This window comes from Tautonia rosea, assembly GCF_012958305.1.
GTDB classification, from domain to species: Bacteria; Planctomycetota; Planctomycetia; order Isosphaerales; family Isosphaeraceae; genus Tautonia; species Tautonia rosea.
In genome coordinates, this window is sequence record NZ_JABBYO010000001.1 from 158427 (window position 1) to 169634 (window position 11208).

Genomic DNA, 11208 nt, shown 5'->3' on the forward strand with positions numbered 1-11208 from the left:
CCCCTCGACGGTCATCCCTGGACGTCTCGCGGATCCCTCCGCGGTTCCGGAACTCCCTGGTGCTCGCGTCTCAGGTCGGAAACCTAACCGAGGCGACCTGATCAAGCAAGGCAGACCGCAGGTGATCGGTTCGTATGCCACTCGATCGTCGAGCCGAGCGCGAGCCTAAGGGAGCGGTCTGGAATTGGATCGCAAGGCTCGGCGTTCTGGCAAGACGCCCCCTCACCCGGCCTGGCGGCCATTCTCTCCCCCGCGAGCGGGGGAGAGGGTTGAGAGAACTTGGGCATTCTCTTCCGGTGAGCGGGGAGAGAAGCCAGGGTTCAAAACCCTGAGCCGTACTTGAACTCCGCCAGCAATCGCTGGTTTCCTGCTCCCCCAGGAGCATCGGGGGAGCGGGAGGAACCGTTCGCATGTCAGCGGAAGTGCCAGAGGAGCCAATCAGCGAACTCCGACCAGTTCGACCTCGAAGGTCAGTTCGGCACCGGGGGGGATCTTGGGAGGGGAGCCGCGATCGCCGTAACCGAGTTTTGCAGGGATGACCAGGCGACGGCGTTCACCGACCCTCATGCCGGGGATGCCATCGATCCAGCCCTGAATCAGGCTTCCCGGATTGAGCGGGAAGTCGACGGGCTGCCGGCCCATGTTCGAGTCGAACTCGGTGCCGTCGGCCAGCGTACCCCGGTAGAAGACGGAGACCGAGCGACCCAGCTCGGCCATCGGGCCTTCGGGGTCACCGGCCTTGAGCGTGGTGTATCGCAGGCCGTTTTCGAGTTCGACTTCCTCGCCGGGCTCGGTCGGCTCGCGGACGATCCGGGGCATGTCGTCAGGCTCGGGAATCGAGGTGGCGACCGTGCTTTCCCGAGACGCCGGAGTTTCACCGAGGGCCTTGGCCTTGTACTGATCGTCTTCGAAGTTGACCGCCAGCGGATCGCCTCCAACTCCTGCAGGAGTCATCGGGACCATCGGGGGCGGCTGGCCACAACCGGCCGGGGCGACCATCGCCGCGGCGATGGCCCACAGCGACCATCGTCGAAGGGGTGTCGTCATAATTGTCCGTTGCTCCCGTCTCGCCGTTGGGGGAATTCTCAACGAGGATGATCCCCGATTCTTGTAAACCTCGGGTCAAAAGTATTCTACCGTCAGCGAGGCCCCGATGCGCCGGGTCGGTGGGCGGTGTGCAGCGCGATGACCTCGGTCGGTGTGGCAATGATCTCGGCCGGGTCGGCCAAAATGCGAACACAGCAGACGGCAATCCGACCGCCGAAGCAGATCTCGACATCAGCCCCGGCAACCCGTGATCGGCCGTGATAATCGCCATTATACGTCGCTTCGTCTCCCTCGATGGCGAACCCGAGCGGCAACGGCGACGGATCGATTGGGCAGAAGACGATGTCGGGGTCGGGCTCGTCGGGGGTCGGATGCGGAAGGTTAACGTTCCAGAGGGTTCCGGGGCTCCACGGGCGATTCATGAGCAGTTCGAGCACCTGTTGGGTCCAGGAGGCCGCGCGATTCCAGTCGAGCGGCCGATCGCGCCGGATGTAATGAGAGACGGCAATGGCCGGGAACCCGTGCAGGACTGCCTCGCGGGCCGCCGCGACCGTGCCGGAGTGATGGACGTCGGCCCCGAGATTCCCTCCCCGATTGATCCCGGCCAGCACCCAGGACGGTCCCGGGGCCAGGTGGTGCAGGGCCAGGCGAACACAGTCGGCCGGGGTGCCTCCGACGGCAATGCGGTTTTGGCCGCGGCGCTCGACCCGAATCGGTTCGCCGCCGGCGGTGACGGCATGGCCTTTGCTTGACCAGACATCGGCCGGAGCCACCACCTGGATCTCGCCAAGCGGCTCGGCGGCCAGCCGCAAGGCTTCGAGGCCCGGAGCGTCGATCCCGTCGTCGTTGGTCAGGACGAGATGAGCAGGCGTGGCACGTCGTTTGGAAACGGTTCTGGCGTGATCCATCGGCTCAATCCTGGCGGAAATGGTCCCGGTGCTCGCGACGTACTCACGTTGTAGGACAGACCCTTCGGAAATCGAACAGAAGATGAAAACCTTCGGTGCTCGGACCGTTGACTTTCCTGAATCGAGTTGCTACCTTACCAACACAACGCGAGGGGGATTAGCTCAGTTGGGAGAGCGCTTGCATGGCATGCAAGAGGTCAGGGGTTCAAGTCCCCTATCCTCCACTCGAATCACGTTCAATGTGTGCCGGACTTCTTGCTCCGGCGATTCTGGGTTAACGCCCAAGGCCATTCGGCCGCTGTGTTCGAGATCACCGAATCGCTCGGTTGCGTCTCGCTCAGGATGGTAGGGTCGCTTGATTGGATTCAGGGACGACCCGGACTCTTTTTGTTCTTTGTGATCGCACCTTTCGGTGGAGGCCGGGTTTCATGGCAGGCCAGAAGAAGGCCGATTCCCCCGTCCGTATCATCGGCAGTCGGGAATTGCACCAGAATCTGCCGTCCATTCTCAATGAACTTCAGCATCCCGACGTGCGCTACGTCTTGACGGTCCACGGACGGCCGAGAGCCGTGCTGGTCGGTGCTGAACCGTTCTTGCAAATGCTCGGCGATCGTTCTCATCCGAGCGAAACGCTGGTCGGCCTGCAACTTAGCGCCTTGCTGGGCAACGAGGTCGGCACGATCGCCTTGGAAGACATCCAGAAGGCCATCGACGAGTCGAACCCGAGCACCAACAACCACCACCCGAAGAAACCCTGAGGAGGAACGGTCGAGCACCGAGGCCGCGCGATGAGTCGGGGGGTGTTCGCGGCTGCGTGTCGATCTCTTTGGCTGTCCGAGGAAACTCGGGCAGGCCCTTTCGTGGCGCCGCTGTGCTGGGACAAGCAACCATCGCGGGGGATGGAAAGGGACGCCTTTTTCTTGGAGGCATCTCTGGCGCTCACGTGTCTGGAGGCTAAGGAGACAGGCCGTTGCCTCGTGAGGATTCTCCCTGCTTTGGAACTTCGCCTGGCTCTCCGGCGAGGTGGTTCGGGCGTGAATATTGCACGAACGAGCGAGGCAACGGGGTCCTCCTTGAGTCACGTGATCGGGGCAGGATCGCTGTTTTTCCTGATCGCTCGGGAAGCTGTCGCTCTTGAGTGTCCTCATCAGTGTGCTGGGAATGCGCTCTGCGCGACCCGGTTGACCGTTGCCCTAGGCACGACCCGGAAAATCGTTATAATCCCCCGTGTCCCCTCAAGACGCACATCTATTTCGACCGATTCATCCCCTGGTCGAATTGAGGGAATCCCGAGAGAGTGCAAGCCCGCGGAGGGTTTCCGGGACGTCCGGTCCCGAGTCCTGACGCGAGCTTGCCTGCGGGCGGCGGACCGAAGGACCGCGAGGCCGCTCGTTGCCGGAAAAAGGCTCGTAGCGGTCTGAACCGCGAAGACCCGGCCGATCGGGTCACACCCTTCGTCCCATGGCGCGAATCACAAGGACGGTCTGGCCATGCGATTGACCCGATTCGGTAACCGGTACGTGCGAGCGGCAGTAGCCGTGGCATGGTTGGCCTTGGCCGGTTGCCAGAGGATCCCCTACATCGACCAGACGAAGCAGGTCCCGCACGACCCGATTTCCGCCGTGGCCGATGAAGATCACGCCATTCAGCAGGCGTCCTTCCTGAGTGATTTGCCCGTTCAGTTGCCCGACATCGTGCCCCCGCGCACTCCGGACAACGCCGAGGCGATGGAACCCTGGCCGATGACGCTCGAAGAGGCCATCCAGCTCGGGATGGATAACTCGGAGGTCATCCGCGTCATCTCCCTCGGTGCCCAGGGGATTCCGGTGGAGGGGTTCGCCCCGACCCCCCTGAACACCCAGGCTGGTGCGGCGCTGGGTGCCGGAACGTTGGCGACGATTTATGACCCGGCGATCCAGGAAACGCAGATCGCTCGGGCGTTGTCGGTCTTCGATGGTCAGCTCTCGACTCGGTTCTTCTACGAGAGCCGAGACTTCCTGGTCAACAACTCCATTCAGGCCGGTTTCTTCGACCCGGATACGAACGTGTTCGCCCTTGTCCGGCAGCGGGGAGCCCCCCAGGGGATTCCCAGCTTCGAGGCGGCCTTGTCGAAGCGAACGGCCACGGGTGCCACGTTCCGGGTGTCGAACCAGGTGGATTACACCTTCGGCAACTCGCCGATTCAGACCTTCCCGTCGACCTACGGCGCCCGAACCACGCTGCAATTCAGCCAGCCGTTGCTCGGCGGTACGGATCAGACCGGGCCGAGCGGCCTGGAAGCCAACCGGGCGCCGATTGTGATCTCTCGATTGAACGCCGACGCCTCGGTCTGGCGGTTCAAGGCCGAGGTGATGGCGATGGTTCGGTCGGTCGAGCAGCAATACTGGGCTCTCTCGCAACAGCAGGTCCAATACTGGAGCCGTCAGCAGGCGGTTCGGCTCGGCGAGGCGATTTACGAGCGGGAAGTGGTGAAGCGCGAGGTCGGCACCGGATCGGAGCCGGACGTGGCCGAGGCGGAGGAACAGCTCCGCCAGTTCCAGCTCGAACTGGTGCAGGCGACCGCTGACCTGATCACCACCGAGCGACAGTTCCGCGAGCTGCTCGGCCTGCCCCCGTACGACGGCCGCCGGATCGTGCCGGTCACCGACTGGACGACCGCCCGAGTGCAGCCGGACTGGGAGAGCAGCCTGGCGCAGTTGATCAGCTATCAGCCGGACATTGTGCAGCAACAGCTTCTGGTGCGGGTTGCCGAACTCCAATTACTGCTTGCCCGCAACCAGCTCTTGCCCGCCTTGAACCTGGACATGCTTTACCAGTTCAACGGGCTCGGTGAGGATCTGGACGACGCCTTCGCGGTCATGACTGGCCGATCGGTGCTGGCGATCGACCCGATCATTGCCCAGCAACAGGCAGCGGCGGGGGTGAATCCGGCTCCCTCGTTCCTCAATAACTTCCAGACCTGGCAGGTCGGCCTGACCTTCTCGATGCCGATCGGCTTCCGGGGCCCATTGGCCGAAACAAGGCAAGCGCAGTATGCCCTGCTCCGTCAGCGAGCGTTTCTCCAGCAGACAGTCCACCAGTCGGTCCATGCTCTGGCGCGGTTCTTCGTCGAGGTGGACGCGAACTACAAGCTGTTGAAGTACGCCGGGCAACTTCGCGAAGCGGCGGAGCGTCGCTTGAAGGCTCAGGAAGCGTTCTTCGAGGCCGGGACGATCAACATCGACCGCTACCTCGACGCGGTCAACCGCTGGTCGAACGCCGTGGCGATCGAGGCCCGGTACAAGACGAGTTACAACACGGCGATCGCCGCGCTAGAAGAAGCCAAGGGGACCCTCCTCGCGTACAACAATATTGCCGTGGCCGAAGGACCGCAGCCGCCGAAGGCGTATGTGCAGGCGATCGACCAGCAGAAGGCTCACCGTCGCATTCCGATCGAGCCCGATGGCCCAGTCGCGCCGAAGCCGGTGGTCGCCCCACCGATCCAGGATCCCTTGCCGCCGATGTCGACCCCCGGCTCGACGCCTCCAGAACCGAGCCCGTTCTTCCCGGCTCCCTATGGGACCTTCGGCCCGCCTGCCATGCCCGTCGGCCCAACGACTCCGGTGGGCGATCCGGTCCCCCTCTCCTCGACGACTCCGGGGCCCGGCTCCGGGTCGGGGTCGAGCCTCGGAACGCCGCCGATGCCGAGCCTGGCCTCGGGAACTGCTCCAACGCAGAGCCGGGCCTCTACGCCCGCGGCGACTCCGGGGCGGGTCGATCCGGCGGTGACCCGGACCTCGGGCGAGTTGACCCCAGCCAGCCGATCGGTCCCGATTTCCGAGACCGCTCCGGTGACGAATCCTGCCTCGCTCCCTCCCCTGCCCTCGCGATCCCTCCCGATGGCCAAGCCCTTACCGGCCTTGCCGCCGAGCGAGCCGATCCGAGAAACCTTGCCGATTGACCTGCCACCCCTGCCCCCGGGCGGGTGATCGGCGACGTTTCGTCCTTCCTCTCCTCTTGCGTCCCTTGCGGGGGCGGGCCTGTCGTGGCGGGTCCGCCCCCGTGTCATTTGGTTCAGGGGCAGAACGTCCGGCGATGAGCCCACCAAGCTTCCTTCGAAGACGATCGCCGCGCATTCGATTCAAGAATTGTTGACCGGGGGGCATCGGCCGACGACAATGACGGCCAGCCGCTGATTGCGGTTGGTCGGCTGGCTCATCGAGACGCCCTCCCCGGTGTCACGTCCGTCGGATTCCCCCCTTTTCCCTTTTGAATCGAGGAGGCACTGGCAATGCACGGAACCTGCGACGGCAGCCGGAGACGGTTCCTGAAGACCAGCGCGGCGACGGGAGCGGCTTTAGCCTCGGCCCCGGCCCTGCGAGGCTTCGGGCAGGATGCGGCCGCCGATGAGCCGAAGGTCCCGCTGGTGACCCTCGGCAAGACCGGGCAGAAGGTGACGAAGCTGGGCATGGGCACGAGCTGGGCCGTTTCGCCGAGCTTTGTGCAGGCGGCCTTGCTCTCGGGGGTCCGCTTCATCGACACCTCCGAATCGTACGAGAACACGAGAGTTGAGCAGGTCCTCGGCCAGGTCCTCGAACGGACCGGATTGCGGAAGGATACCTACCTCGTCACCAAGACGACCCGCTACCGAGGGGTTCCCGACCAGGCCGCCGTCTTCCCGAGCGAGCTGGAAAAGAGTCTCGAACGCCTGCGGACCGACTACGTCGATGCTTACTACATTCACGGCATCTCGGGCCGGGACATCGGCATGCTGAGCGACCCGAGCATCAAGGCGACCTTCGAGAATCTGAAAGCCGCCGGCAAGATTCGCTTCGCGGGGCTCTCCTGCCACGATGCCATGCTCCCTGAGATTCTTGAAAAAGCGGCCGAGGTCGGCTGGATCGATCAGGTGATGATCCAGTACAGCTTCCGGGCCGTCGATCACGACAAGCTGCAGCGGGCGATCGACAAGGCCTCGAAGGCCAACATCGGTCTCGTCGCCATGAAGACGCAGCGCGGGGCCGACGCGGTGGTCGATGCCATCGACAACGACGGCCAGCTGTTTGCCATCGACCAGACGCTGAAGCGGTTGCGAGAGGCGGGGATCAAGAAGGAGGTCGCCGCGGTCAAGTCGGTTTGGTACGACGACCGGATGCAGGTGGTCGTCTCCGAGATGACCAACTTCAGCGACCTCCGCGAGAACGTCGCCGCCAGCCGAGAGCCGTTGACGATCGAGGAAGCCCGACTGCTCGACGAACACCGGCGCAAGACCAACCATCTATATTGCCACGGCTGCGGCCATCTTTGCGAAACCGCCGCGAAGGGGGTCCCGGTGGCTACGGTCCTGCGATACCTCCGCTATTACGCCGCCTACGGCAAGCGATCCGAGGCCCGGGCGCTCTATCAAGCGCTTCCCGCCGAGGCGCGCGACCTGGCCAAGGCGGATCTCGCCGCTGCCGAACGGGCCTGCCCGCGCGGCTTGCCGGTGGCGAACCTCGTTCAGTTGGCCGACAGGCACCTGAGCTAAGCCTGACGGAGACCAACATTGATGGGCGCTCGGAGCTCGGGTCGGATCGTCGATGCGGGTTCCGGGGCCTTTCCCTCAACGTTGGTCTCGGCCCTTGGTTTGCTGTCCCCAGTGCGCGGATCGTCGGCTTACCAGGCACCCCACCGGAGGAACAACGAATGAAACGAAGAACACTCATTGGCAGCATGGTCGGGGGGCTGGCTGCCGGCCTCGCGAGCAGGACGATTCAGGCTCGCCCGGCGGTGGCGAATCGTCTCGAAGCCGGAGACATCCCGAAGCGGACCTTTGGCAAGACCGGGGTCGATCTGACCGTGATCGGCCTGGCCGGCGGGCGATTCCCGATCATCGGTAACGACGAGGAAGCCATCGCGCTGACCCGCCGAGCCGTTGAACTGGGCATCAACTACTTCGACACGGCGCACATCTACTGGGATGGCCATTCCGAAGAGATCTACGGCGCCGTCTTGCCGGACGTCCGCGATCAGGTCTTTCTGACGACCAAGTCGACTGATCGCACTCGCGAGGGAGCACTGGAGGAACTGAACCTCTCGCTGAAGCGTCTGAAGACCGATTACGTCGACCTCTGGCAGGTCCACGCAATCCGGAGCGAGGAGGATGCCGAGCAGGTCTTCGCCCCCGGCGGGGCGATCGAGGCGTTCGAGGCCGCCAAGAAGGCGGGCAAGTGCCGCTTCATCGGCTTCACCGGGCACTCGAACCCGGCGGCCCACCTGGCGATGCTCCGGGCCTATGAGGACTGGGACACGATCCTCATGCCCCTGCACGTGGCCGACCCGCATTACCTCAGCTTTGAGAATCAGGTGCTCCCCCTGGCCGTCGAGCGCAATCTTGGCATTCAGGGGATGAAGAATTTCGGCAACGCCAAGCTCCTCCAGCGCTTCAGCGTGAAGGAGTGCCTGAGCTACGTGCTCAACCTGCCGATCCACTGCACCGCCATCGGCTGCACGACCCTCGGGCAGCTCGAGGACGACGTCCGGATTGCTCAATCGCTGGAAGACCTCGGCGACGAGCAGATGGCCGCCCTGCGGTCACGGGCCGAACCCTTGAAGGGGCCTCGGCTCGAAGACTGGAAGGACGACGTGGAAACGACGGCCAGTCTGCGCGATCGACCGCGATACACCGGGTCCTGAGCGCGACGGTGGCCCGATTCGTTCCGCTCCCCGACGGCCGGCTTGGGCTTTGGGGAGCGGTCCCTGAGGGTGCTTCCTTGATTCAGTTCGAGCCTCCGCCGTCGGCTTCCGGGCGCTCTGGACGTTGCCAGGGTACCTGACCGGCCTGCTGAAGGTGCATCATGAGTGCCTGAGAGAGGAGCTGGGCCTTCGAAGGCTCCTGCTTGATCAGGTTCTGAGTTTCACGAGGGTCTGCATCAAGGTTGTAGAGCTGGAACGGCTCGAAGGGGTGATTCTGAACGAGCTTCCAAGGTCCCTGGCGAATGGCGAAGTAGTCCTGGCCGAGGTAGCGGGGCCCCCCTTCGCGGCGGACGAAGACGAGCGCACGATTGTCCTCGGGCAGCGATCGGCCGAGGAGTAACGGGACGAGGGATCGGCCGGTGGTTCCTGCGGGAATGGTCGCGCCGGCCAGCTCGCAGACGGTGGGCATCAGGTCCATTGTCAGGGTGACGTGATCGGTCGAGGAGCCGGGGGTAATCTGACCGGGCCAGCGGGCGGCCATCGGAATCCGGATGCCGCCTTCGTAGAGGTCTCCCTTCCCCCCTCGGTACGGACCGCATCGGGCGCCGACATCGAGCTGGCCGCCGTTGTCGCTGGCGAAGACGACAAGCGTTGATTCCGCCTGGCCGTTGGCGTCGAGGGCTCGAAACACGCGGCCAATCCCGTCGTCGAGGTGCTCGATCAACGCGACGAGCCGAGCCCGCTTCTCGTCGATCCCCGGCTCGCGACGGCGGACGCGATCGACCCAATCCTCGGGCGGTTGGATCGGAGTGTGAGGCGCGTTGTAAGCGAGGTAGAGGAAGAAGGGGTTTGGCTCGTCCTTCCGGGAGTTCAGGTAGTCGATCGCCCAGTCGGAGAAGAGGTCGGTGGCGTGCCCTTCGGGGTCGATCTCGGTGTCGCCGAGGCGCATGTAGTTGATGTCGTGGCGGCGATGGGTGTAGTAGTCGTCCATCATGTCGCCGAGGAAGCCGTGGACGTGGTCGAACCCGCGTTCGCCGGGGGTGTTCGGCGATTCGAGGCCGAGGTGCCACTTGCCGACGATCGCGGTGTGGTAGCCAACCTCACGAAGCAAGGCGGGAAGGAGCGGGACGTCGGGATCAAGATAGCCCCAGTTGTTCCACTTGTGCGTCCGGATGACGCCGGGGACACCGACGAGATCCGGGGTCCGGCCCGAGAGCAGCGCTGCTCGCGTCGGCGAACAGACCGGGCAGTTCGCATAGGCGTTCGAGAACCGAAGACCGGAGGCGACCAGGGCATCGATGTTCGGCGTCTGGAGATCCGGGGCCCCGAAGCTGGAAAGATCGCCGAAGCCCAGGTCATCGACCAGGATCATCAGGACGTTCGGCCGGTCGGGCGCCTCTCGGGCACCGATGCCGGAACGGACGAACATGGCCATCAAGGCCAGGCCAAGCATCCCGAGGCTGGTCATCACTCGGCGACGTGATCGCATGGGTGGACTCCGGTTCTCGGACGGAGGATCGGGCCGAGGCGACGCGAACGACCATCGGTGAGGGGTGGGCTGAAGGACCCGGACAGCCGAGGGCGGCTGTCCCACACCCCGATCGACGATCAGCCGCGCAAGGCGGCCAGGACTCGGTCATGCAAGGGGCCGTTGGTGGCGACGACGCCGCGGTTGTTCGCCAGGGTCGAGCCGAGGGTGAAGTCGAGGGCGTTGCCGTCGATGTCGGTTACGGTTCCGCCGGCCTCGGTGACGATGAGCGCGCCGGCGGCGTGGTCCCAGATTTTTTCCTGGTAGTCGGCACGGGTAGGCAGGCGAAGGTAGACGTCAGCCACGCCGGAGGCCACCGTGGCATACTTGGCCTGGCTATCGAGCCGGACCGGGGGCTCGGTCACGCCCAGGCGGGCCGCCACCACGGCCGATTCGTTGTGGGCACTATGGCCTGATTCCACCGATTCACAGAGGCGGGCGCGCGAAGGGTCGGTTCGGTCCGAGGTCTGGATCGAACGTTCCTCGTCTCCTCCGTCAAGTGGGAGCACCGTGGCCCCGGCTCCCCGAACGGCCAGAAAGACGGCACCGACCGGGCCGACTGTCGATCGCGATTGTTCCAGATTCGGGCAGGCCAACGCGGCCACTTCGATGCGTCCATCGACGATCAGGGCCAAAGCGATGGCGTACTGTTCTCCTCGGAGGAAGCCCTTGGTGCCGTCGATCGGGTCGAGCGTCCAGAAGCGAGGGGCGAAGTGAGTAAGGTTGCCGTGGTCGATCCAACCAAGGACCGTGTCGGCATCGGAACCGGGGCGAAGGGCGGCCACCTCGGCAACAACGCGGTCGCGAACAGCGGCGCGGTCGGGCGATCGGAGCTCCGCAGCGTCTTCCTCGGCCATGACCGGATCGTCCGGGAAGGCTGCCTTGAGGGTTGCGCAGATGAGCGCCTGGCTGCCGAAATCGGCGACGGTCACGGGGCTCTTGTCCCCCTTGGCGACCGGATCGGGACCGTGGGAACCTCGGACAGCTCGGCACAGCCGGGCGGCTTCCTGAACGGCCTGGGCGGCGACCGCTCGTTCGTGTTCAAAAGAATGGCTCACGACGCGAAGAACC

At 64.7% G+C, this 11208-nt stretch carries 8 protein-coding genes and 1 tRNA gene; 5 read left to right on the forward strand and 4 right to left on the reverse strand.

Translation table 11 applies throughout. The features are described 5' to 3' along the window. Positions 1–438 precede the first annotated feature (438 nt). Both HG800_RS27140 and surE read right to left on the reverse strand, forming a co-directional pair. Positions 439–1047 (reverse strand): FKBP-type peptidyl-prolyl cis-trans isomerase, encoded by a 609-nt coding sequence (locus HG800_RS27140; protein WP_169972691.1) that lies wholly within the window; start codon positions 1045–1047, stop codon positions 439–441. A 92-nt stretch (positions 1048–1139) separates the two neighbouring features. Then, positions 1140–1955 carry a 5'/3'-nucleotidase SurE gene (gene surE, locus HG800_RS00635; RefSeq protein ID WP_169972692.1) on the reverse strand — a complete coding sequence of 272 codons (816 nt, stop codon included), beginning with the start codon at positions 1953–1955 and terminating at the stop codon, positions 1140–1142. Positions 1956–2106: 151 nt separating this feature from the next. Between surE and HG800_RS00640 the strand changes: the two genes are divergently transcribed. The 5 genes from HG800_RS00640 (at position 2107) to HG800_RS00660 (ending at position 8609) form a co-directional block, all read left to right on the forward strand. Continuing rightward, positions 2107–2179: transfer RNA gene (locus HG800_RS00640), tRNA-Ala, on the forward strand. A 204-nt stretch (positions 2180–2383) separates the two neighbouring features. After that, a complete protein-coding gene (locus tag HG800_RS00645) occupies positions 2384–2713 on the forward strand; it encodes a type II toxin-antitoxin system prevent-host-death family antitoxin (protein WP_169972693.1) in 330 nt (109 codons plus the stop codon). Between the two features lie 732 nt (positions 2714–3445). Then, positions 3446–5923 carry a TolC family protein gene (locus HG800_RS00650; RefSeq protein ID WP_169972694.1) on the forward strand — a complete coding sequence of 826 codons (2478 nt, stop codon included), beginning with the start codon at positions 3446–3448 and terminating at the stop codon, positions 5921–5923. Between the two features lie 302 nt (positions 5924–6225). After that, positions 6226–7461 carry an aldo/keto reductase gene (locus HG800_RS00655; RefSeq protein ID WP_169972695.1) on the forward strand — a complete coding sequence of 412 codons (1236 nt, stop codon included), beginning with the start codon at positions 6226–6228 and terminating at the stop codon, positions 7459–7461. Between the two features lie 158 nt (positions 7462–7619). Beyond that, complete coding sequence (locus HG800_RS00660; RefSeq protein WP_169972696.1) at positions 7620–8609, forward strand: aldo/keto reductase; 990 nt, start codon at positions 7620–7622, stop codon at positions 8607–8609. Positions 8610–8691: 82 nt separating this feature from the next. Here the strand turns inward: HG800_RS00660 and HG800_RS00665 are convergent, their stop codons facing one another. Both HG800_RS00665 and HG800_RS00670 read right to left on the reverse strand, forming a co-directional pair. Further along, a complete protein-coding gene (locus tag HG800_RS00665; protein WP_169973415.1) occupies positions 8692–10077 on the reverse strand; it encodes a sulfatase-like hydrolase/transferase in 1386 nt (461 codons plus the stop codon). A 140-nt stretch (positions 10078–10217) separates the two neighbouring features. Then, the gene (locus HG800_RS00670) at positions 10218–11195 is read right to left on the reverse strand and encodes a 3'(2'),5'-bisphosphate nucleotidase (protein WP_169972697.1); all 978 of its coding nucleotides are present in this window, start codon (positions 11193–11195) and stop codon (positions 10218–10220) included. Positions 11196–11208 lie beyond the last annotated feature (13 nt).

Bases quoted from the DNA above. Each gene is read 5' to 3' on its own strand.
- HG800_RS27140 (WP_169972691.1), bottom strand. From the start codon at position 1,047: ATGACGACACCCCTTCGACGATGGTCGCTGTGGGCCATCGCCGCGGCG.
- surE (WP_169972692.1), bottom strand. From the start codon at position 1,955: ATGGATCACGCCAGAACCGTTTCCAAACGACGTGCCACGCCTGCTCAT.
- HG800_RS00645 (WP_169972693.1), top strand. From the start codon at position 2,384: ATGGCAGGCCAGAAGAAGGCCGATTCCCCCGTCCGTATCATCGGCAGT.
- HG800_RS00650 (WP_169972694.1), top strand. From the start codon at position 3,446: ATGCGATTGACCCGATTCGGTAACCGGTACGTGCGAGCGGCAGTAGCC.
- HG800_RS00655 (WP_169972695.1), top strand. From the start codon at position 6,226: ATGCACGGAACCTGCGACGGCAGCCGGAGACGGTTCCTGAAGACCAGC.
- HG800_RS00660 (WP_169972696.1), top strand. From the start codon at position 7,620: ATGAAACGAAGAACACTCATTGGCAGCATGGTCGGGGGGCTGGCTGCC.
- HG800_RS00665 (WP_169973415.1), bottom strand. From the start codon at position 10,077: ATGACCAGCCTCGGGATGCTTGGCCTGGCCTTGATGGCCATGTTCGTC.